Raw genomic sequence first — 21,964 nt, forward strand, 5'->3', positions numbered from 1 at the left:
GTCGCAGACTGTTGAGCCCTGTCGCGCAGCAAAGGTTTCGTTTTTCTTGCCCTCGTTCGATGCAGAAGGCACCTGCGCGGCGGTTCAGGGTCAGACCAGGCATGGGCTTGAAGGCAGGAATTTGATGAACACGGCGAAAAAACCGGATGAGGAGGGGCAACTGACGCCAGGCGGCGAAGGGCGTGCTGCGGCTCTGTTCCGCCTGGTGCTGTCGTTCATGGCCGTGGTCATGCTGACGTTCGTGGTCGTCGAGGGCTGGCGCACCTGGCGCGATTACCGGCAGGCGTTCAGCAATGCACAGAACATGGTCACCAACCTCGCCAGAGCCACCAGCCAGCATGCCGAGGATGCCATTCGCCAGGTCGACGCCATCACTGCGGCGCTGGCCGAGCGGCTGGAGGGCGATGGCTTTGCCCGCATCGATCGGCAACGGCTGCATGCGCTGTTGTCGCAGCAAATGGCGATCATGCCGCAACTGCATGGGTTGTTCGTCTATGGCCCGGACGGACGCTGGATCGTGACCGACCGGTCGGCCACGCCGGCCAACGCCAATAACGCCGATCGCGAGTATTTCATCTACCACCGCACCCACACCGATCGCCGCGTGCACATCGGTGCAGTCGTGCGTAGCCGTGCCACGGGCGACCTGATCATCCCGATCTCGCGCCGCCTGGATAACCCCGATGGCAGCTTCGCCGGCGTGTTGCTCGGCACCATCAAGGTCGACTGGTTCGTGCGCTACTACGGTGATTTCAAGATCGATGAGCTCGGCGCGCTGGTGCTGGCCAAGCGCGACGGCACCATCCTGGTGCGGCGCCCGTTCGTGGACCAGGTCGTAGGGCGCAGCCTCGCCGACAGCGAGGTGTTTCGCAATCATCTGCCTTACGCCGATGAGGGACTGGTCGAGACCATAGCGGTAGTGGACGGCACCGCGCGGCTGTATGCGTATCGGGCCTTGTCCAGTTATCCACTGGTGGTGGAGGCGGGGTTGTCACGCGAATCGATCATCGCGCCGTGGCGGCGTGATGTATTGAAATCTGTGGCGGTACTGCTATTGCTGCTGGCAGGTCTGGCGGCATTCGGCTGGATCGTGCTGCGCCAGTTGCGCGAGCGCATCGCCATCGAGCGTGCCTTGCATCAGGCACACCAGACCCTGAAATCCTTGGCCTTGACCGACAGCCTGACGGGCCTGGGCAACCGGCGACGCCTTGATGCTGTGTTCGAAGCCGAGCTGAAACGGGCGCGACGCCAGGGCTATCCGGTCGCCCTGGTGATGCTGGACCTGGACTACTTCAAGCGCTACAACGACCGCTATGGCCATCCGGCAGGCGATCAATGCCTCAAGCGCTTTGCCGAGGTGCTGCAAACGGCCCTGAAACGCCCGGCGGACCTGGCCGTGCGCTATGGCGGCGAGGAGTTCACGCTGTTGTTGCCAGCCACGGATGTGCCCGGCGCGGAGCTGGTCGTCGACGAGATCATGCAGGCGCTACGTCGACAGGCCATCGTGCATGCCGGCAGCCCTGTGGGCTGGGTGTCGGCCAGTGCCGGCATTGCCGTTGCCGAGCCTGCGCAGGGCGAGTGCTCTGCCGAGCGCTTGATGGCCGCCGCCGATGCGGCGCTGTACGAAGCCAAGCGCCGCGGGCGTGACGGTTATACAGTGGCAGTGCCGTTCAGTGCAGACACACAATGAAACCGAGCATCAATCAGCCGAGAGGGTCTGTGGGCGGAGCTGCCAACGAACCGAGCTGACGCCTTTTTCCAGGCTCACGCGGCTGACCAGGCGTTCGAGCTGCGTCGGTGCCTGCGGATCGCCAAGCACTTCTGCGCGCACTTCCAGCCGTGCAGGGTCGCTCAAGTCCTCGCTGTGCAGCGATTGCAGGCGCAACTGCGGATCACACAGGCTGTGCAGCATGAGGCTGCGCACCTGGATTTCATCCTCGGCGCGGCAAACCACGCGCACCTCGTAGTGCTGTTCGACCTCACTGGCCGGCAGCATCTCCTGGCGATCGATGCGTTGGGCGATCTCGCGCAACAAAATGTTAGCGCATAGCACCACCAGGCTACCCAGCGCTGCCTCGAGCAGCAGCCCCAGGCTGCACAGTACGCCCACGGCGGCCGTGCACCACAAGGTTGCTGCAGTGTTCAGGCCGCGGACATTGAAACCGTCGCGCATGATCACGCCACCGCCGAGAAACCCGATACCGGAAACCACGTAAGCGGCCACGCGCGAGGCATCGGTCGGCGCCATGCCAGGCACCGCCTGGGTCATCAGCACGAACAGACAGGCACCGGTACTGACCAGGGCGTTGGTGCGCAGCCCCGTAAGGCGTTGGCGCAGCTGACGCTCGGCACCGATCATGGCGCCCAGCAGCAAGGCGACCGCAACGCGCAGCAGAAAGACTTTCCAATCCATAGCAAACCTCTTCCACGGGCACATGCCCGCATCATTGACCAAGCAGGTAATGCGCAGGACCACGGATGGAAAAGGGGGGAGGCAGCCGTTGAGGGCTGAGGGCTCCACCACCTGGCCAATGGCAAGGCAGCGGCGAAAGGTGCCGAACTAGCTCGCCGAGTGGACCTGTCGCAAGCGACTGGGACTACTGTCCAAAAGCGGGGCTCCTGTTCGGGGATGCAAAATTGCGTCGCGGAACTTACGCCGCCGAGTTCAAGGGGTCAAGGGCAAAATCATGACAGTACGTTCATCAGGAATCGTCCTACAGCCGGTCAAGGCTGCGTGGAAAAAAACCCGGCTAATCGTTACCCTTGCGCCATTCTTTTTCGCCGCGGACCTCACATGCTGTTCAATCTCGCCGTGCTGCTTGGCACCTTGGTGGCCATGGAAGGTGTCGGTACGCTGGCCCACAAGTACATCATGCATGGCTGGGGCTGGTGGCTGCACCGCTCACACCATGAGCCGCAGCTGGGCATGCTGGAAACCAATGACGTTTATCTGCTGGCGCTCGGCGTGATCGCCGCGACGCTGATCGCCCTCGGCAAGGCCGGGCATGCGCCGCTGCAATGGGTGGGTGGCGGAGTGGCCGGCTATGGATTGCTGTATGTCGTGGCCCATGACGGCCTGTTTCACCGGCATTGGCCGCGCACGTTGCGGCCGATCAACCGATACCTGAAACGTCTGCACCGTGCCCACCGCCTGCACCATGCCGTCAAAGGACGCACGGGCAGCGTCTCTTTCGGCTTCTTCTACGCCCCACCGCTGCAGGAGCTCAAGCGCCAGCTGCGCCAGCGTCAAAGCAGGCCTTGAGCGCAACTGCATTGCGGCATGCAGCACGGCGCAGTAGCATTCGCGCTTTTCCCGAGGATTCCCCTGTCATGCCGTTCCAGCAAGGTCTGGTTGCTACCCCGGTGCCGGTGCACGCACGTCACCTGTTTTTCGCCCTGCAGACGCCCGAAGCGCTGCCCGCCGTACTCGACGCCTTGCTGCCGCAGGTGGACGGCCAGCGCTTGATCCTGGGCATCGGTGCGCCGCTGGTCAAGGCGCTGGGGCGGAGCATCGCAGGGCTGCGCGCCTTCCCGCAGCTTGACGCCGCCGTGGAAAATCCGAGCACTCAGCATGCCCTGTGGCTGTGGTTGCGCGGTGATGAGCGTGGCGATCTGGTTTTGATCGCGCAGGACCTGGAGCAGTTGCTGGCGCCCGCACTGCGCCTGGCGGACAGCGTCGATGGCTTTCTGCACCGCGGCGGGTATGACTTGACCGGCTACGAGGACGGCACGGAGAACCCGAGAGACGAGCAAGCCATCGAGGCAGCCATCTACCGTGGCACGCAGCCGGGTCTTGCAGGCTCGAGCTTCGCCGCCTTCCAGCTGTGGAAGCATGACCTGCAGCATTTCAAATCGTTGCCCCAGGCCGATCAGGACCACATCATCGGCCGGCGCATGAGCGACAACGAGGAGTTGGACGACGCCCCAGAGTCCGCCCATGTCAAACGCACGGCCCAGGAAAGCTACGCGCCTGAGGCCTTCATGGTGCGTCGTTCGGTGTCCTGGTCCGATCACCGGGGCATGGGCCTGGCATTCGTCGCCCTGGGTCATAGCCTCGATGCCTTCGAGGCCCAACTGCGACGCATGAGTGGCCTTGAGGACGGGATCACCGACGCGTTGTACCGCTTCAGCCGACCGCTGAGTGGCGGTTACTACTGGTGCCCACCGATGGAAGGGACAAGACTGGATCTCAGTGCATTGCTCGCAGGCTGACTTCAAAAAAATATCCAGATACAGAATCACCGGCGTCCAGCGACACCAGCAGCTAGCCTTGAAAGTTTCCGATCGATGACGGGAGCTTTGCCATGTACAACCGACGCGATGTCCTACGTGTAGGTGCGGTGCTGGGGCTTGCCAGTGCCAGCCCTTGGTTGTATGCCGCGCCTTCCACGTCGGTGGCCGACGGTGGGCTGCTCACCCGCAAGATACCGTCAACCGGCGAGGCATTGCCGGTGATCGGGGCCGGCACCTCGGGCAGTTTTGAAGTCGAGCCCGGCTCTGCTGCCTACGTGCAGCTCAAGGCGGTGCTCGCAGCGTTCTTCGCAGGCGGCGGCAAGGTGATCGACACCTCGCCCAACTATGGCGGCGCCGACGCAATTCTGGGCCAATTGCTGGAGGAGGGCGGTTGGCACCAACAGTGCTTCATCGCCACCAAGATCGCCGCCAACAGCCAAGCGGACGCCCAGGACCAATGGGCCGGCAGCCTCAGGAGCCTGCGCACCGACAAGGTCGACTTGCTGCAGATCCACAATCTGCGCGACTGGCAAAGGCAATTGCCCTATGCTCGGGAGCTCAAGCAACAAGGTAGAACCCGCTATGTGGGTATCACTCATTATCTGAACAGCGGCCACGATGAGGTTGCACGTATCGTGCGCAGCGAGCCGTTGGATTTCGTACAGATCAACTATTCGGTCAACGCCCCGCAGGCGGCACGCGAACTGCTGCCTCTGTGCCAGGACAAAGGGATCGCAGTACTGATCAACCGCACCTTCGACGATGGCCGGTTGTTCGCCAAAGTCAAGCAGCAGCCGCTGCCAGCCTGGGCCGCCGAAGCAGGCGTGGGTAGCTGGGCGCAGCTGTTTCTCAAGTTCGCCATCAGCCATCGCGCGGTGACCGCAGTGATCCCGGCCACCGGTCGCCCGGATCGCCAGCTCGATCAGCTCAAGGCCGGACATGAGCCATTGCTCACCCAAGCGCAGCAGCAAGCGTTGATCAAGCAGTTCGCCTGAGCCATGCGCACCTGGCGCAGGCGTCTGGATCAGGCGCTGACCCTCCAGCCCGGGGAGGGCCCTGCGGTGATTGCCGGGCTGTCATTGTTCTACCTGTTGTTCACCGGCTACTTCATGCTCCGCCCCGTGCGCGAAACCATGGGGGTAGCAGGGGGGATCGACAATCTGCAATGGCTGTTCACTGGCACGTTCATCGCCACCTTGGTGTGCTTGCCTTTGTTCGGCTGGCTAGTCAGCAAGGTGCGGCGACGGTATATCCTGCCGTGGACCTATGGGTTTTTCGCCAGCAACCTGATGCTGTTCGCGGTGTTGTTCGCCGCCCAGCCGGATGACCTATGGACAGCGCGGGCATTCTATATCTGGCTGTCGGTGTTCAACCTGCTGAGCATATCCCTGGCCTGGAGCGTGCTGGCCGATGTTTTCACCACCGAACAAGGCAAGCGGCTGTTCGGGTTGCTGGCGGCAGGCGCGAGCTGCGGTGGCTTGAGCGGGCCGATACTCGGCACGCTGCTGGTTGCGCCGCTTGGCCACGCCGGGCTGGTAGTGGTGGCCGCTGCCTGCTTGCTCGGCAGTGTCGCGGCGTGTGCCTATCTGCAACGCTGGCGTGAACGCCGGCCATTGCCGGCGGCCGTTGCCCATCCGACTTCTCGCCCGCTGGGCGGCAATCCTTTCGCTGGCGCGACTGCCGTGCTGCGCTCGCCTTATTTGCTGGGCATCGCTCTGTTCGTGGTACTGCTGGCCAGCGTCAGTACCTTTCTGTACTTCGAGCAGGCGCGAATCGTCAGCGAGGCCTTTACCGACCGCACACGCCAGACTCAGGTGTTCGGCTTGATCGACACCGTGGTGCAGGCCTTGGCGATTCTCACCCAGGTGTTCTTCACCGGTCGACTGGCCAGGCGCATGGGCGTGGGTATCTTGCTGGTGGCAGTACCGCTGGTGATGGCGGTCGGCTTCATCGGGCTGGCACTGGCGCCGGTACTTGGGCTGTTCGTGGTGGTGATGGTGGTGCGCCGGGCTGGCGAGTATGCGCTGGTACGGCCAGGACGCGAGATGCTGTTTACCGTGCTGCCGGCAGAAGACAAGTACAAGGCCAAGAGTTTCATCGATACCGTGGTCTACCGTGCAGGCGACGCCTTGAGTGGTTGGCTCAAACGGGGCCTGGACTTGCTGGCAGATCATCCACAACTGGCGATGTCGATGGGCGCGGTGCTGGCGCTTGCCTGGGCTATCGTCGGCACCTGGCTCGGCCGTCGCCAGCAAGCAGAAGAATCCACTGGCGCGCAAAATAAACTGCCACCGCCTATTTAATGCCGTCGGTCAGAACGCGCCGCAATAAACCGAATCCCTCGCTATCGCCGAACTCCGAGCTTATGTACGGCACGGCGCCGTGCACTTTCGAATCCCACATCGAGGTTAGAGACCATGGCCAACAAAGAGAACAGCCGCAGCGGCAGCCAAGGTGGTACCAAGAACCCTGGCAATTTCGCCAATGACCGCGAGAAAGCGTCCGAAGCCGGCCGCAAAGGCGGTCAGCAATCGGGTGGTGGCCGCACCAGCGGCGATTCGGGCCGCAAAGGCGGCCGTTCGTAAGTGACCTGACGCAGTGCCGGGGGAACCTGGCACTGCGATTTGACCAAACGTGGGAGGTCGATATGCCACGCGCGCTCCTGATTGCCCTCATGGGCTCCCTGATACTGCTCGGTGGCTGTTTTGACAGGGACAACAATCATCCTGGCAAGGACAGTGATCCAAGCAAACCTTCGGTCCAGATGCAGCAACACGATGATAAGCCCGCACCGCAACCGGCCCCAGATCCGGAACCGATGCCAAGGGAAAACCAGAAACCATGATTGCATGAGGAGCCTGGCATGACGGTCATGACATCCGCTTTTGCCGCAACTGCCACTTCCGAAGGCTTGCTCGACCGCTACCGGGCCATGCTCGACGGCCACCAGGCCAACGCTGCCCAGTGGCTTGAAACGCAACTCTCGCGTGCTGACCAGTTACCCGATGATTTGCCCGACACGCTTGCGCAGCTTGGCCAGTGGAGCGTGCGCCACTCGGCGGACGTTGCGCGCGACTACGCGGCTTATCTGAAACAGCGCCAGCAAGGCGCTCCACGGCGTTACTTCAGCAACCGCTCGCAAGCGATCTGGTTCCTGCAGCAGGTGGCTCCGACCAAGGCGGTCGACGGCGCGTGGTTGCAAGGTACGCTCAAGCACTGGGCGGACCCCCGTTATCACGATCTGATCCGCACCTATCTTGAGGAGCTGGGCAACGGCGACCCTCGTTGTAACCATGTGCTCATCTACCAACGTCTGCTTAGCCGTCTGGGTTGCCAGGAGCCTGTGCTCAGCGATGAGCGCTATCTGCAGGGCTCGCTGCAATTGGCGCTGGGCCAGCACAGTGATCGTTTTCTGCCTGAGGTGATTGGTTACAACCTGGGCTATGAACAGCCTCCTCTGCACCTGTTGATCACCACTTATGAGCTCGCCGAGCTGGGCATCGACGGCTATTACTTTCAGCTGCACATCACCATCGACAATGCCGCCAGCGGCCATGCGCAGAAATCCATACAAGCGTTGCAGCAGCTCTGCCCGCGTGGCGAGGAAGCCGAATTCTACGCCCGCGTACGTCGCGGCTATCGCCTGAACGATCTAGGCGTCGATACACCCAGCCTGATCGCCAGTTTCAACCTGGATGAAGAACTTTTTACGGCGCTCGAGCAGAAGAGCCTGTTCGGCCAGTTCATGCACGCCGACCGTTGCCGCCTGCAAAAGCGCACCATCAACCAATGGCTGTCCGAGCCGGGGGCCATGCCCGATTTTGTGGCGGCGATGGAGCAGCAGGAATGGATCAGGCGCGGTGAAGACCCCGCTAACAGCCGCTGGTGGAAACTGATCGAAGGCCCTACCGCGCCCATGTTCGGGGTCTTCACTCCCTATGAAAAGCAGCTCTGGCACGATTGGATCGCCGCCGACTGGCAGGCGCCGGTCCGCCGTGTGCTGCCCGGCGCCTGGGAGGGTGAGCTGGCGCTGGAGGTGCCGCGGCTGCAGAGCGCTGGCGACCCAGACGTGGGGGACCTGATCGAGCGCATGCTCGGCAATCGCCACGCCACGCCGGATGGCTTGCTGGCAACCCGCAATTATCTGCTCGCAACCGGTCTCGCTCAGGAGGAGCCCCGCTGATGATGCTCGACCCGCACCAAGTCAAGGCCGATCAGGCCCTGCTGCAACTAGGTCAACGGTTGCGTGCCGACGGCTATCGGTTCACTTGTGTGACGCCGGCTACCCATGCGCGTAATAACGCACGGCCCGAGGCTCAACGCGCCCATTCGCTGCGCGATGTGTTTGGCTGGAGCCGATCGTTCGCGCCTGCGCTGCTGTCTACAGACGAGTTACGACCGCTGCAAGCGGCCGGCCTGTTGAGCGAGGATGGCGAGCTATTGCGCAGTCAGGTGCGGTTTTCCAACCTGGACGAACTGCTGCTGGTCCACTCGGCCTATCCCACCGAAGCGAGCGATGCGGTATTTTTCGGCCCAGACAGCTATCGCTTCGCTCAGGCAATCCAAGACCATCTTCAGCATCGCCATACGCGTGTACAGCATGCTGTGGACATCGGATGCGGGAGCGGTATCGGGGCGCTGCTGATTGCCCGCGCGGCGGCGCACGCGCAGGTTACGGCGGTCGATATCAATCCGTTAGCCTTGCGTTATACCGCCGTCAATGCAGCGTTGGCTGGGGTCAGTAACCTTTCGGTCGAGCCCAGTAACCTCCTGGACGGCATCACGGGTACGTTCGATCTGATCGTGGCCAATCCGCCCTACATGCTCGATGTCGGCGAGCGCACTTATCGCCACGGTGGCGGCTCACTCGGGGCCGACTTGTCCTTGCGCATCGTCGAGCAAGCTCAACAACGCTTGGCCGCGCATGGGTCGCTGCTGCTGTACACGGGCGTTGCCATCGTCGAAGGACGCGACGCGCTGCTTGAAGCGGCACGAGAGCGCCTGGCCGGACCTCAATGGTCCTGGAGCTATCGCGAACTCGACCCGGATGTGTTCGGCGAACAACTGGACGAGCCAGGCTACGAAGAAGTCGAGCGCATCGCCGCTGTCGCCCTGACGTTGACCCGTAACGATTGAGGCCATGGCGGCCCTCGGTAATTTGGGATGCCGCATCGACTTGCATTGAGCGGGCTTTGCCCGACAATGGCGGGTATTTCCCAGCCGTATGGATTGCCCGATGACGTTTCCTGCCGTACTTCACGATGTATCGCTCGCCGACACTCTATTCGTGTTCGCCCTTGAGGCGGAGGCGGGCGACTTTTTCACAGGGTGCAACGTGCTGTTCACCGGCATCGGCAAGGTCAACGCTGCCATCGCCTTGACCCAGGCGATTCAGCGCCAGCGTCCGCGGTTGATCGTCAACCTTGGCTCGGCAGGTAGTCAGCGTCACGCCAAGGGACAGGTAATCTGCTGCAACCGCTTCGTGCAGCGTGACATGGACGTCACGCCGTTGGGCTTTGCGCGTTATGAAACGCCGCTGGCCGATGTCCCGGTTGTGCTTGAACATGGCCTCGTTCATCCAGGACTTGCACTTGGCGTCTGTGGCAGCGGTGACAGTTTCGAGACGGGGCATGTTGAAGCGCCTTACGATGTAGTGGACATGGAGGCCTATGTGCTGGCCCTGATTGCCAGCCAGGAGCGCATACCGTTGTTGTGCCTGAAGTACATCTCCGACGACGCAGGCAGCGATGCCGCAGGCGATTGGGCGCAGCAGGTTCACCTCGCCGGGCAAGCCTTCAAGCAGGTGCTTTGCAACCCACTGCGCTGAACGCGCCGCACGGCATGTTGAAGTAAACCTTGGCGGCACCAGGGGGTCAGTTGAGTCATGGGCCCGCGACACTGCAAGCCCGTTCAACCATAGGAGCTGCTCATGGCCAGGGCTATCTGGAAGGGTGCAATCAGCTTCGGCCTGGTGCACATTCCCGTTTCACTCAATACCGCGGTGCGCACCGAGCGGGTCGACTTCGACTGGCTGGACAAGCGCAGCATGGACCCGGTGGGCTACAAGCGAATCAACAAGGTCACCGGCAAGGAAATCGACAAGGAGAACATCGTCAAGGGGGTAGAGTACGAGAAAGGTCGTTACGTGGTCATCAGCGAAGAAGAAATCCGCAAGGCCCGCCCTGAAGCGACGCAGACCATCGACATATTCTCCTTCGTCGATGCTTCGGAGATTCCCCTCCAGCATTTCGACACGCCGTACTACCTGAGCCCTGACAAGCGCGGCGGCAAGGTCTATGCGTTGCTGCGCGAAACCCTTGAGGGTACCGGCAAGGTGGCGTTGGCGACGGTGGTGCTGCACACCCGCCAGCACCTCGCGCTGATCCGACCGCTGGATGAGGCGCTGGTGATGATCACCTTGCGCTGGCCGGAGGAAGTACGTGGCCTGGATACGCTCGAGTTGGACAAGAGCGTCACCGACACCAAGCTTGACAAGCGCGAACTGCAAATGGCCAAGCGCCTGGTAGAGGACATGAGCGGCCCCTGGGAGCCTGACGAATACCACGACGCGTTTCGCCAGACGATCATGGACCTGGTCGAAGAAAAGGCCAGCAAAGGCAAGATTGCGGTTGTGGAGAAAGGCGAAGGCGGCGCTGCAGAGAAGAGCGCCGATATCATTGACCTTACCGAACTGCTCAAGCGCAGCCTGGGTGGCAAAGCGCCGAAAAAATCGGCCGCCGAGAAGAAGCCCGCCGCCGAGAAGAAGACCACCAAGCGTCCTCGCAAAGCGTCCTGAAGGTTGGCGCAACCTGACAAGGCATCGACACGTGGTGCCTTGTCAGGCCACTGGGCCGTTAGGCGAGGCTAGCCAGGTAATCACCGAAGCCTTCTCGTGCCCGGCTGTCGATTCTGCTGCTAGTCGCGACGCTGTGCTTGGCGGTCCAGACAATGTGCGCACCGTCCGCTTCCAGATCACGCACCAATTGCACGTCTTCATGCGCCGCGAGGGGCTGAAACCCACCCACGCGCGCATAGGCGCGTGCACAAATCCCGAGGTTGGCGCCGTGAATGTGCCGGTGCCCCTCCCGGGCCTCGTAGCGGCTCAGGTAGAGTTGGCGCAATGCACCCCGTTGCCACGGCTGCCAGCGGGCAACATGCACCGTGCCGCATACCACATCTGCCGTGCAGGCGAGCTGCGATAACAGCCAATGCGCAGGCACCTGGCTATCGGCGTCGGTGCAAGCGATCCATTGTGCCCCGCGCTCGAGCATGACTTGCGCACCTATGCGCCGTGCCATGCCGACACTGCCAGCCTCTACCGCAATAGTTTCGACCCCATGACGCGCGCACACCTGGGCACTGCCGTCGACACAGCGGTCCAGCACCGCCAGCACAGCCACAGCCTGGCCGGCCTGCTCGGCCAAGGCGGCCGCTGCGGCCATGGCCTTGAGACAGCGCCCCAGGCGCCGGGCTTCGTTATGGGCGGGAATCACCACGCCGATCATGAGCATGTCTCGTCGAGGTCGACCACGCTAGGCTGGCACGACCAGTACTCGAGTATGAAGTCGGCCTCATCGTGGCGGAATACCGAATAAAGCGGCAGGTGCTTGGCCAGCATCTGATGCACCTCGCGCCCATCCTGAGGGCATCCGGCAATCGGGTGCTTCCAGTGACAGGCCAGTAGCCCGCCGTCGTAAGCCAGACTGGCAACCGATTGTTCGAGGACCTGCAGCCAGTCGGTTGGATCGAGGTAATAGCCCACCTCGCTCAGCACGATCAGATCGAACTGGCCGCCTGGCCAATCACCCGGCAGCCGGGCCTGTTCGACCGATGCGTTACTGACCTCGGCCAAGCGTGCACGCGTCAGGGTGACAGCAGTGGGGTCCAGGTCCTGGCACAGCAGCTCGGCGCAGCGCTCGGCCAGCTGTGCGCTCAACTCGCCGTTGGCACACGCCGGCTCGAAAACCCGTTGGTAGCATTGGCGGGGCAGGCTGGCCATCACCAGGTCGCGCTTGCGCTTTTCGTACCAGCGGGTGCGAAATGCCCACGGATCTTCGGTCGTGGCATACAGGTCGGCAAAATACTGGGCATCGAGGCTCATGACTACTCCGTTCACAAGAACACCAGTTCAAAAGGTTGTAACAGGCAGTCCAGCAGCGTGGCGGGCAATACCGGGGCACGAGGACCATCAGGTTCCAGCTGGCTGACGTGGGCGGTCAGTGCCTTGCGCTTGCGCGCCAGGTTGGCCTCGTCCAGTGTCAGGCGGTGCGCACGCGGCCAGGGCAGGCGCGGGTCATCCGGCTGGGCCCAGTGCCAGGCCCACACCGGGACCTCGACCAATTGCGCCTTGCGTGCCAAGGCAGCCTGCGCCGCAGCACGGCCAACGGCCTCATGGTCACAATGGCCGTCACACCGCCAGGTGGCCATGAGCACATCATCAGGGCGCAAGGCCTGGGTCAGGTGGTTGACCAGAAACGCTTCTTCGCGCGGCAGGCTGCCATCTTTGAGATTGAGCCGGCGCCAATCGAGGTTGTTGAGATCCAGATCCAGCTGCGTCAGCGCCTGACGGCTTTCCAGTGGGCGCTGCCTGCGCAAGCGATGCTCAGTCCAGTGGGTCGAGTCCGGGTGGCTGCCTTCGCCATCGGTGGCAGAGATGATTAGCAGTTCGTGTTCGCGGCCGCGAAATTGCGTCAACAGTCCGCCTGCCATGAGAATTTCGTCGTCCGGGTGCGGCGCGATCAGCACCAGGCGGCGGCCCGGCGGGCACAGCTGCTCAGGAGGCATCCAGCTGGCGCGGGCCAGGTGCGCAGAGTGCTGCCACGCCGACCAGGGCACGCCAGCGCTGGCTTGAATCAGATTTTCGCTCATAGCTGCCATGCTCCTGCGGGCTGCTCGGTCACCTGCTGGCCCAGCGCGGCGAGGTCTCGCTCGGCATGGCTTTGGCGCACGAATACGGGAAGGTCGGCCATGAGCCTGGCGAAGTGACTGTCGCGGCAGAACGGCGTGGCGCCCAAAGCCCGGCCGACGTGGCGAATCACCAGCTCAACGGCCTGTTCGACCTGGGCACGCACTCGGCGCACGGGCAGGCTGGCGTCCAGGTCGGGGTGCTGGTCGATCCATTTCGCGCAGTCGCGCAAGGTTGTGCGCGCCGCATTCAGCGCTGTGTCGACCGTGCCCAGATGTGCCAACGCGTGAGGATCGGCGTGGGGGCGGCGACACTGGGCGCGAAGGTGCTCAGCAAGTGCCTGAGCAGCGCCGTACCAACACGCGGCGATACCAGCGCCCCCTTGCCAGAAGCCGGGGCGGGACAGGTACTGTCCAGGCCTGCCGACGGCAATGCCCGGCGCATCATTGAAGGTCAGTTCAATGCTGGCGGTGGTCGCCATGCCCACGGCTTGCCAGTTGTCGACATCCAGGCCTTGATTGGCATGCGACAGCGCGATGGCGACAAGCTGTGGCTGATCGTCGTCTGCCCAAGCGGTAATCAAGGCATTGTCGATCTGCAGGGCACCTGAACACCACGCCTTGCTGCCGGCAAGCCATACCTTGTCGCCTTCGCGGGCAACGATACGCGCCCGAGCCGTCGGCGGCTCAGCAGCCCAGACGCCCCAGATGCCGTCACCCGACAGATGCGGCGCAGCACATTCGGCCAGGATGGCCAAAGCGTCGGTGTGGCCCTCGTAAAGCTTGGCCAGCGCCAGATCACAGCCGGCCACCTTAGCCAGGAACTGCCAGCGCGCCAAGGTATCGCCCCGGCCGGGCAGTGGAAGCCGATCGAAGTGGCCGGCCTGCAGTGCGCGTATGAGCTGGGCCAGATCGGGATCTACGCTCAGTGCTTGCCGGCGCTCGGCAAAGCTTCGCAGCAGCTGCGTTAACGCGCCCAGGTCGTGAAGGGTGTCGATGCTCATGCCAGCCCCATTTTCTTGCGCATACCCGCGGTGATGCTTTGGCGCACTTTACTCATCTCGGCCCACGGGTCGTCGACCTCGGCCAAGCGCTCGCGGACATTGCCGATGTGCCATTGGTTGGCGCCTTTGAGCTGGGTCAGTTCCTCACGCCAGATAGGTACTGACACAGCCAGGCCTTCACGTGCGCGCAGGGAGTAGGCGCATACCGTGGTAGCGCCTTTACCGTTGCGCAGGTAGTCGATGAAGATCTTGCCCACGCGGTTTTTCGGGCCAGACACCGCACTTAGGCGATCTGGGAACAGCTTGGCCAGGTAATTGACGATCGCGTGGCTGAAGTCCTTGACCTCATCCCAGCCGGCGCGGCGCGTCAGCGGCACGACCAGATGCAGGCCTTTGCCGCCGCTGGTTTTGAGGAATACCTTGAGGCCCAGCTCATCAAGCAGGGTCAGGGTCAGCTGAGTCGCCTCCAACATGGCTTTCCAGGGCAGCGCGGGATCCGGGTCCAGATCGAGCACAAAACGATCAGGCTTCTCAAAGTCTTTGTCGGTGGCATTCCAGGTATGCATTTCCAGCATGTTCATCTGCACCGCGCCCAGCAGGGTGTCTGGCCGATTGATGACCATCGCGGCCTGTCCGGCGGTGGCCTTGTCGTACGTCAGCACATTGGCAATATGCAATTGACCGGCGTTTTTCTGAAAGAACAGCTCGCCCCCTAAGCCATCCGGTGCGCGTACCAGTGCAACCGGGCGGTCTTTGAGCTGCGGCAGGATCCACTGGCTGACATCAGCGTAGTACTCGGCGATCTGTCGCTTATCGGCACCGATGCTGGCATCGATGACGCGATCAGGATGGGTCAGGCGCAATTCGCCCAAGTCGTCCGGCATGGCGGCACGCTGGCGTTTGGGCACGGTCTTGGCGGGCATGGCACGCTCCAGGTCGATGGCGGTGGCCGGTTTGTCATCGCGCAACCCGTGAAATACCGAGTGCCGCACGACACCGTCGCGCGTCATCTGTGCATAGGCAACCTCGGCCAGCAGGTGCGGCTTGAGCCAGTGCACGCCACGGGCTTCGGCGCCGGTAGGCGGCTTTGCCAGGGCAGGCTTGTCGACCTCAAGGGGCTTGAGCCGCGCATGAATGCTGTGCAATGTGGTGGCGCTGAAGCCTGTACCGACCTTGCCGGCGTAGCGCAGCTCGCCACTGTCATCGTCGTGCAGGGCTAGCAACAGGGCCCCGAAACCGGAGCGGCTGCCTTTGGGGTCGGTGAATCCGACGATCACGAATTCCTGGCGCTTCTTGCACTTCAGCTTGACCCAGTCGGCGCTGCGCCGGCCGACATACGGGCTATCGACGCGCTTGCCGATCAAACCTTCGAGGTCCAGCCGGCAGGCGCTGTCGAGCAGGGATTCCACGGGCTGGTCAAAATCCTCGGAGAACAGCAAGGTGTCAGACTCGCTTCGCTCGAGTAGCTGACGCAGCGCTTGGCGGCGATCCTGCAGTGGCAGTTGGCGAAGGTCGCGGCCACCGAGAAACGGCAGGTCGAACAGGTAGTAGCGAATCTGCTCGTCACGCTCGGTATCGAAAGCGTTCTGCAACGCCTGGAAGTCGGCCTTGCCGTCTTCATCGTTGACCACCATTTCGCCGTCCAGCCATGCGGAGTCGACGCCTAGGGCGCGCAGCGCCGCGACTTGACCGGGCATCTTGGCGCTCCAGTCATGGCCGTTGCGGGTGAACAGGCGTACATCATCGCCTTCGATGCGCGCCATGATCCGGTAGCCGTCGAACTTCACCTCATATCGCCAATCCCCCTCGGGTGGGGAGTCCACCAGCGTTGCCAGCTGCGGGTGCAGCTCATCCGGCAGCTGAGCTTTCACGCCGGCCTTAGTGCGCTTGCGCGGGGCTTTGGCCGGCTTGGCGGAGGCAACTGGCTGCTTGCGCTTGGGCATTAGCGTACGGTCACTGAGCACGCTGTCCGGCAACGCTTCAACGATGCTGTACTCAGCTTCGCTGCGCGCTTGCCCGTCGTTGGACTTGACCAGCATCCATTGTTCTTTCTTGCCCGCCAGATGGGTGCGAAACAGGTTCCACACGCCGTTGAGCTTTTCCCCCTGCAGGCGAAAGCGCAGTTTCCCTTTGGCATAGCCCTGTTTGGCGTCGCCTTCTGGCTCCCATACACCGCGGTCCCAGACGATCACATCGCCGGCGCCGTAGTGGCCTTCGGGTATGTGGCCTTCGAAATCCGCGTAATCGAGGGGGTGGTCCTCAACGTGCACGGCCAGCCGACGCACCTTGGGATCGAGCGACGGCCCCTTGGGAATCGCCCAGCTCTTTAGGGTGCCATCGAGCTCCAGGCGGAAGTCGTAGTGCAGATGACTGGCATCATGCTTCTGGATGCAGAACTGCAGGGCATGGGCGCGCCGGGCCTTGCCACCTGCGCCGCTGGGCTCGGGGGTGGCGTTGAAATCGCGCTTGCGCTCGTACTCCTCGAGGGACTTGGCCATCGCTGGCTCCGCATGATCCACTGTCTATGGTTGGGAGGTGGCCAATCGCCCGGTAGTTCAAAAAAACTCTGAATCATCCGTGGCTTGCCGGAGTCGATCATTGGGTAATCCCACAGACGGAGAGCCGAGATGTCTCGACCAGACGAACCGAAGCCCTATACCCCCACGGAAATCGACACCACCGAAGACCGCATGGGCAGCGTGCACGAACTTGACTTCAGCGAGCGCAACGATGAACGCCGAGGCCGAGTAGGAGACGAGCGACCGGCCCAGGAAGTCGAAGACGAATTTCCCGCCAGCCGCGTGGCCGAAAGTGGCATGACCGGCGGCGAAGCGCTGACCGAGAGCGTGCATGAAGACAATGTGACCTACGACGACCTGAGTCCGGAAACCCTGCTGGATGAAACCGGCGCGCGTGATCCCCATGAGCCTGGCGGTAACGGCGGCCCGGCTGACCTGGACCTGCGCGAGGTCGATGCCGAAGAAATCGGCGGCGGTTTTGGTCTGGATGAAGCCGAGCTCGCCCGTTCAGCGCCATTAGACGGTGAACCCTGGACTGATGACGTCATCGACGAAGAAGAGGGAAAAATCCAATGAGCGAATTACGATGCGCATGTAACCATTGCAGTTGTACGATCGATGCCAATGCCGCGCAGCAGGGCACCAAGGCCTACTGCTGCGAGGCCTGCGCCAGTGGCCATCGCAACGGTGAACACTGCCGCATGCCTGACTGCGATTGCGCAGGCGCGGTGCAGCCGAACGAAACCAGTGTCGACAATGCGCTGGATGAAACCTTCCCGGCCAGCGACCCGATTTCGCCCTGAGCCGCTCGCTGCAGGCCGCGCCCGTCAAGGCGCGGCCCCGGCACGAGTCAGTGGGTTTGCCAGATCCCTTCGCTGCGCTCGCAATCACTTCGCGCCTGACCCAGACTGGGAGCATCGTAATAGTAGGTCACCACGCGTGCATCCTTGGGCAGGGCAGGCTTGGTAGAGGGCTCGGTGCGCCCCGTGGATTTTGGATTGGCCAGCGCCTCCTGCGTCAGCGGCGCGATGCAACTGCCCAGGCTGTGGCCCGGGCACTCTGCGACTTTCTGTTTTTCGGTGCTGAGCATGTCCTTGCTCTCATTGCTGCAGGACCAATTGATCGCGGCGTCCGGCATCTTGCTGTAGCTATAACAGGAGTGCCGTTCGACGGCCTTGACTGCCTCGCTGGACGAACGTGTCCTGACGTCGCAAGCTGCGGCCAGCAGATCGCCGCTGACCAGGCTGCCGAGTAACAGTGCCAACACAGGAACACGCATCATCCACCTCCCGGGCGCCCGCCCGACTATGGCTCTAAGCAGGATTGTCGCGCTGGCGCATGGCCTTGGCCCGCTTCTCCAGTACCAGGTATGTCAGCACGGCCGCTACCAGCGGAATCAGGTAGTAAAGGGTGCGGTAGCCAAGCAGCGCGGCGACCAAGGTCCCTTGATTGACCTGGCCATGCAGCAGCGCCAGGAACACGGTTTCAAGCACACCCAGCCCGGCTGGAATGTGCGCAACCACACCGGCCACGCAACTGATCAGCAAAATGCCGAGAATCGCGGGATAGAACACCTCACTCGGAAGCAGCCAGTAGATCAACAGCGCCATCATTGCCCAGTTGCTCGCGCCCAGTGCCACCTGGCACAAGGCAAGGCGCAGCGAGGGCAGGGTGACCTCGTGCTCGCGCCAACGCCAGGTACGCTTTTTAGCCAGGCCGCAGGCCAGTAGATAACCTACCGCAATGGCCAGCAGCAGCACGCCGATCATACGCAAGCCGGTCGCCCCGACCGCCCAGTTCTCTGGGAGGTCGACGAACCCCAGCGCGAATACCGTGCCGGCCAGCGCCATGTAGCCCATCCAGTTGGTCAGCAGTGCCAGGGTGAGAATGCGGGTGATGGTCGACGTGTCCAGCCCGAGCCGGCCATACAGTCGATAGCGCAGGGCAACGCCGCCCACCCAGGTGGTGAAGTTGAGGTTGAAGGCATAGCACACGAAGGCGACCGGCAGTACCTGCCTGGCCGGCAAGTCGTGACCGGTGTAGGCCTTTGCCAGCAAGTCGTAGCTGGCGAAGATCAGGTAACTGCACATCGCCAACAGCAAGCCTATGACCAACGTACTGGGTTTGTACGCCAGTAGCGATTCCCGTACCTCGTTCCAGTCCAGATTGCGGGCCAGGAAGTACAGCAACACAGGGATCAGAATGAGGAACGCCACGGTGAATAACCGCTTGCCCCAGACCTGCCAGGATTTCTGCGCCATCAGGTATTGCCCTCGTTCAGATCGCCCTGGGGCTGAACCTCTGGCTGCAAGGAGCGCAGGCGTTGCCGGTGGGCTGGCAACCACCCTGCAATACGGGGGAACTGCCGGATGAGGTGGAAGCAGGCGAAGATCAGCGGCGCGCGCCACCAATAGCCTCGGATCATCCGCTCCAGCGTCACTGGCTTGCATTTTTCGCTGGAAAGCGAGCTGAGGTGCTCGTACAGATGTTGATTGAAGGACCGGTCACGAATGAACAGGTTGGCTTCAAGGTTGAGCGACAGGCTTAGCGGATCCAGGTTACTCGACCCGACCGTGCACCATTCATCGTCGACCAGCGCGACCTTGCCATGCAGCGGGCGCTGGCAGTATTCGTGAATGCGAACGCCATCGCGCAGCAGGTAGTTATAAAGCAGGCGCGACAGGGCCCGCACCCACCACATGTCTGGCTGGCCCTGCAGAATCAGCGTTACTTCAACGCCACGGCGGGCGGCGTTGCGCAATTCGCGCAGCAGCCGGTAGCCCGGGAAGAAGTAGGCGTTGGCAACGATGATGCGGTGCTTGGCCGAACGCAGGGCCTCCAGGTACTGCACCTCGATGTCGGTACTGTGCATGCGGTTGTCACGCTCGACCAACACGGCAGTGGTGTTGCCGGTTGGTTCGGTGACCGGGCGCAGCTCGCTAGGAGGTTCCAGCACGGGCGACATCAGCCGGCGGCTGGCGGCATGTACCTGGGCCACCACTGGGCCGGTGACCTCGACAGCGTAATCCTGTTTGGCCATGGGGCCATAGTCGCCCAAGTGATCGCCGCTGTAGTTGATGCCGCCAATGAAGGCCCGCTCGGCATCGATGACGACAATCTTGCGGTGCAGTCGACGGAACAGATTGGTGCGCATGCCGATCAACCGAGGCTGCGGATCGAACGCGTGAAAATTAACACCGGCGTCGGTCATCGCGGCGACGAAGGCGTCGGGCAGGTCGCCTGTACCGTAGCCATCGACTGCGACCTCGACGCGAACACCACGTTGCGCCGCCTCGATCAGCGTCTGTTGCAGTTGTTTGCCGACTTTGTCGTCCCAGATGATGAAGGTTTCCAGCAGAATCTCAGCTCGAGCCTGGCTCATCGCCTCGAATACCCGTGGATAGTATTCTTCGCCGTTGATCAGCAGCTCGACGTTATTACCGTCTACCCAGGGTCGTTTCACAGGTTGATCTCCGCTACCAGTGGTGCATGGTCCGACAGGTGTGACCAGGGATACATGGATAACACTTGCGCCTTGGTCGGCATCGCGTTACGTAGATAGATGCGGTCCAGGCGCAGCATCGGCCAGCGTGCCGGGAAGCTACGCGCCGGGCTGCCAAACCGCTCGCCGAAGGCTTCAACCAGGTGTTCGCTCAATACGGCATCAGCTCTCAAGCGCCAATCGTTGAAGTCGCCGGCAATGATCACCGGCGCGTCGCTAGGCAGGCGCTCGAGCAGTTCGAGCAGCAGCTTCACCTGGCTCTGGCGATGCGCTTCACGCAGCCCCAGATGCACGCACACCGCGTGCACCTGAGCATGCCCCGGTACCTCCAGTTGACAATGCAACAAGCCCCGCTGTTCGTTGCCTTCGACTGAAACATCAAGGTTTTCGTGGCGCGCGATCGGGAATTTGGACAAGAGCGCGTTGCCATGGTCGCCATGGGGGTAAATCGCGTTGCGGCCGTAGGCGAACTGCGGCCACATGCTGTCGGCGAGAAATTCGTATTGCGGGGTATCAGGCCAGGCTGAATGGGCGATGGCATGCTGCTTGTGGCTACCATGGACTTCTTGCAGAAACACCAGGTCAGCACCCGTGGCCCGAACTGCCTCACGCAGTTCTGGCAGGATGAAGCGGCGATTGAAGAAGGTGAAGCCTTTGTGCACGTTGATCGTCAGCACAATGAGCTGACGAACTGCCGTTACCTTGTCGATAATCGCGTGCGGAGCGGGCTGGGTAGGGTTCACAGTGCCACCTCTGGCACTACGCCGGGCTCGGTCAGCAGGTGGAAATCCAAATGCAGTTTCTCCAGTAATCTGCGCGCGTCATAGGGAGCATGGACCTTCTGGTCGTTATCGAAGTAGCAATACACGTCCCGCGACTTGCGACGGCGCGGGGCGGCATCGAGGATCAGCTTGGCATCCTCGACCTGTCCGCCAGTGCTCCAGGCCTGGATCCGTCGTTTCCAGTGGCGCAGGGCGCGGGCGGTGTAGCCGCTGCTGTAGAGTTCGACATCGCCGTGCAGCCGCATATAGACGAAATCAGCGGTGACATCTTCGTACTGCGGCCACTTGCCGGCACTGTCGGCCACCACCAAGGCAACGTTGTGCTTGCGCAGCAACTTGATGAAGTCTTCGCAGATAAAGCTTTCGTGGCGTATCTCCACGGCATGGCGCAGCTTGGCGTTGCCTTTGATCGCTATACCGCCGTTGCCCTGCAGGCGTTCGGCGCAGTGCCGAGCACAGTCGCGCGCGCTTTTGCGATCCCTGGGCAAGCGCTCGAAAAATTCAGCGAAGCGCGCCTGATCGAATTTCATGTTCGGTGGGAACTGCCACAGAAACGGGCCGAGCTTGTCGCCGAGCAATAGCGGTCCGGAGGCGAAGAAGTTGGCAATCGCTTCGTCGATCTCCTTGAGCCTGCGCACGTGGGTGATATAGCGCGGCCCCTTGACCGAGAAGACGAAGTCGTCCGGCGTCTCGTCTCGCCAGCTCACGTAGCGCTCAGGGGTTTGCAGGCTGTAGAACGAGCCATTGATCTCGATGCTGTTGACCGCGCGCGAGGCGAAGGCCAACTCGCTGTCCTGGCGTAGCCCTTTGGGGTAGAAGTCCTTGCGCCAGGGGCCATAGCGCCATCCGGATATACCGATGCGGATATCGCTCACGCTGCTGTCCTCATCACCTTGGTCCTCTGTCCTTCACTCTGAATAAACGACAGGCAGGAAGGGGTCAGGGTTCAGCGCAATCCACCTAAGCGACAGCAGTCCGGATGAGTTGAACTTTAGGTGCTGCGGCTTTTCCACCGCATAG

23 protein-coding genes and 1 pseudogene are annotated in these 21,964 nt (G+C 62.3%); 13 read left to right on the forward strand and 11 right to left on the reverse strand.

Annotated features, from left to right (window positions below):
• Positions 1–124 precede the first annotated feature (124 nt).
• On the forward strand, positions 125–1,690 hold the full coding sequence (locus ACLEJW_RS12165; protein WP_440777612.1) for a sensor domain-containing diguanylate cyclase: 1,566 nt from the start codon (positions 125–127) through the stop codon (positions 1,688–1,690).
• Between the two features lie 9 nt (positions 1,691–1,699).
• Here ACLEJW_RS12165 and ACLEJW_RS12170 read toward each other — a convergent pair whose 3' ends face one another.
• Complete coding sequence (locus ACLEJW_RS12170) at positions 1,700–2,413, reverse strand: MgtC/SapB family protein (RefSeq protein WP_145192873.1); 714 nt, start codon at positions 2,411–2,413, stop codon at positions 1,700–1,702.
• A 381-nt stretch (positions 2,414–2,794) separates the two neighbouring features.
• Here ACLEJW_RS12170 and ACLEJW_RS12175 point away from each other — a divergent pair, with 381 nt between their 5' ends.
• The 10 genes and pseudogenes from ACLEJW_RS12175 (at position 2,795) to ku (ending at position 11,029) form a co-directional block, all read left to right on the forward strand.
• Positions 2,795–3,262, forward strand: a complete 468-nt coding sequence (locus tag ACLEJW_RS12175) for a sterol desaturase family protein (protein ID WP_313457335.1) — start codon at positions 2,795–2,797, stop codon at positions 3,260–3,262.
• A gap of 68 nt (positions 3,263–3,330) precedes the next feature.
• Positions 3,331–4,212: a Dyp-type peroxidase gene (locus ACLEJW_RS12180; RefSeq protein ID WP_313294683.1), complete on the forward strand. Its 882-nt coding sequence runs from the start codon at positions 3,331–3,333 to the stop codon at positions 4,210–4,212.
• Between the two features lie 92 nt (positions 4,213–4,304).
• Complete coding sequence (locus ACLEJW_RS12185) at positions 4,305–5,228, forward strand: aldo/keto reductase (RefSeq protein WP_440777613.1); 924 nt, start codon at positions 4,305–4,307, stop codon at positions 5,226–5,228.
• A gap of 3 nt (positions 5,229–5,231) precedes the next feature.
• Complete coding sequence (locus ACLEJW_RS12190) at positions 5,232–6,536, forward strand: NTP/NDP exchange transporter (RefSeq protein ID WP_440777614.1); 1,305 nt, start codon at positions 5,232–5,234, stop codon at positions 6,534–6,536.
• Between the two features lie 159 nt (positions 6,537–6,695).
• Positions 6,696–6,818 (forward strand): annotated as a pseudogene (locus ACLEJW_RS12195) (general stress protein); the annotation flags it as partial.
• A gap of 62 nt (positions 6,819–6,880) precedes the next feature.
• Positions 6,881–7,078: a hypothetical protein gene (locus ACLEJW_RS12200; protein WP_145192861.1), complete on the forward strand. Its 198-nt coding sequence runs from the start codon at positions 6,881–6,883 to the stop codon at positions 7,076–7,078.
• An 18-nt stretch (positions 7,079–7,096) separates the two neighbouring features.
• A complete protein-coding gene (locus ACLEJW_RS12205) occupies positions 7,097–8,416 on the forward strand; it encodes an iron-containing redox enzyme family protein (protein WP_440777615.1) in 1,320 nt (439 codons plus the stop codon).
• Positions 8,416–9,369, forward strand: a complete 954-nt coding sequence (locus ACLEJW_RS12210) for a methyltransferase (protein ID WP_440777616.1) — start codon at positions 8,416–8,418, stop codon at positions 9,367–9,369. Before ACLEJW_RS12205 ends, ACLEJW_RS12210 begins: the two co-directional genes overlap by 1 nt.
• A 100-nt stretch (positions 9,370–9,469) precedes the next feature.
• Entirely contained in the window at positions 9,470–10,060 is a 591-nt protein-coding gene (locus tag ACLEJW_RS12215; protein ID WP_440777617.1) for a 5'-methylthioadenosine/S-adenosylhomocysteine nucleosidase family protein, read from the forward strand.
• Positions 10,061–10,162: 102 nt separating this feature from the next.
• Positions 10,163–11,029, forward strand: coding sequence for a non-homologous end joining protein Ku (gene ku / locus ACLEJW_RS12220; RefSeq protein ID WP_440777618.1), 867 nt, complete (start codon positions 10,163–10,165; stop codon positions 11,027–11,029).
• 58 nt (positions 11,030–11,087) lie between these two features.
• On the opposite strand, the gene ACLEJW_RS12225 is transcribed toward ku, so the two are convergent.
• From ACLEJW_RS12225 to ligD, 5 genes are read right to left on the reverse strand one after another with little or no spacing between them, the layout of a single operon-like run.
• Positions 11,088–11,738: a glycosyltransferase gene (locus ACLEJW_RS12225; protein WP_440777697.1), complete on the reverse strand. Its 651-nt coding sequence runs from the start codon at positions 11,736–11,738 to the stop codon at positions 11,088–11,090.
• Complete coding sequence (locus tag ACLEJW_RS12230) at positions 11,735–12,334, reverse strand: class I SAM-dependent methyltransferase (protein WP_440777619.1); 600 nt, start codon at positions 12,332–12,334, stop codon at positions 11,735–11,737. The genes ACLEJW_RS12225 and ACLEJW_RS12230 overlap by 4 nt, the downstream gene beginning before the upstream one ends.
• An 11-nt stretch (positions 12,335–12,345) precedes the next feature.
• Positions 12,346–13,101 carry a PIG-L deacetylase family protein gene (locus ACLEJW_RS12235; RefSeq protein WP_440777620.1) on the reverse strand — a complete coding sequence of 252 codons (756 nt, stop codon included), beginning with the start codon at positions 13,099–13,101 and terminating at the stop codon, positions 12,346–12,348.
• A complete protein-coding gene (locus ACLEJW_RS12240) occupies positions 13,098–14,141 on the reverse strand; it encodes an acyl-CoA dehydrogenase (RefSeq protein ID WP_440777621.1) in 1,044 nt (347 codons plus the stop codon). Before ACLEJW_RS12240 ends, ACLEJW_RS12235 begins: the two co-directional genes overlap by 4 nt.
• Positions 14,138–16,639 (reverse strand): DNA ligase D, encoded by a 2,502-nt coding sequence (ligD, locus tag ACLEJW_RS12245; RefSeq protein WP_440777622.1) that lies wholly within the window; start codon positions 16,637–16,639, stop codon positions 14,138–14,140. The genes ACLEJW_RS12240 and ligD overlap by 4 nt, the downstream gene beginning before the upstream one ends.
• Positions 16,640–16,768: 129 nt before the next feature.
• Here ligD and ACLEJW_RS12250 point away from each other — a divergent pair, with 129 nt between their 5' ends.
• Both ACLEJW_RS12250 and ACLEJW_RS12255 read left to right on the forward strand, forming a co-directional pair.
• Entirely contained in the window at positions 16,769–17,236 is a 468-nt protein-coding gene (locus ACLEJW_RS12250) for a phosphotransferase system, HPr-related protein (protein WP_313294705.1), read from the forward strand.
• Entirely contained in the window at positions 17,233–17,463 is a 231-nt protein-coding gene (locus ACLEJW_RS12255; protein ID WP_145192839.1) for a metallothionein, read from the forward strand. Before ACLEJW_RS12250 ends, ACLEJW_RS12255 begins: the two co-directional genes overlap by 4 nt.
• Positions 17,464–17,510: 47 nt before the next feature.
• Here the strand turns inward: ACLEJW_RS12255 and ACLEJW_RS12260 are convergent, their stop codons facing one another.
• The 5 genes from ACLEJW_RS12260 to ACLEJW_RS12280 are packed head-to-tail and all read right to left on the reverse strand — an operon-like array spanning position 17,511 to position 21,819.
• A complete protein-coding gene (locus tag ACLEJW_RS12260) occupies positions 17,511–17,939 on the reverse strand; it encodes a hypothetical protein (protein ID WP_440777623.1) in 429 nt (142 codons plus the stop codon).
• Between the two features lie 34 nt (positions 17,940–17,973).
• Entirely contained in the window at positions 17,974–18,921 is a 948-nt protein-coding gene (locus ACLEJW_RS12265) for a lysylphosphatidylglycerol synthase domain-containing protein (RefSeq protein WP_440777624.1), read from the reverse strand.
• Positions 18,921–20,123 (reverse strand): cardiolipin synthase ClsB, encoded by a 1,203-nt coding sequence (clsB, locus tag ACLEJW_RS12270; protein ID WP_313294714.1) that lies wholly within the window; start codon positions 20,121–20,123, stop codon positions 18,921–18,923. The genes ACLEJW_RS12265 and clsB overlap by 1 nt, the downstream gene beginning before the upstream one ends.
• Complete coding sequence (locus tag ACLEJW_RS12275; protein WP_440777625.1) at positions 20,120–20,905, reverse strand: endonuclease/exonuclease/phosphatase family protein; 786 nt, start codon at positions 20,903–20,905, stop codon at positions 20,120–20,122. The genes clsB and ACLEJW_RS12275 overlap by 4 nt, the downstream gene beginning before the upstream one ends.
• A complete protein-coding gene (locus ACLEJW_RS12280) occupies positions 20,902–21,819 on the reverse strand; it encodes a DUF72 domain-containing protein (protein ID WP_145192829.1) in 918 nt (305 codons plus the stop codon). Before ACLEJW_RS12280 ends, ACLEJW_RS12275 begins: the two co-directional genes overlap by 4 nt.
• Between the last annotated feature and the right edge of the window lie 145 nt (positions 21,820–21,964).

This window comes from Pseudomonas sp. SMSB3 (assembly GCF_052041965.1).
Taxonomy (GTDB): Bacteria; Pseudomonadota; Gammaproteobacteria; order Pseudomonadales; family Pseudomonadaceae; genus Aquipseudomonas.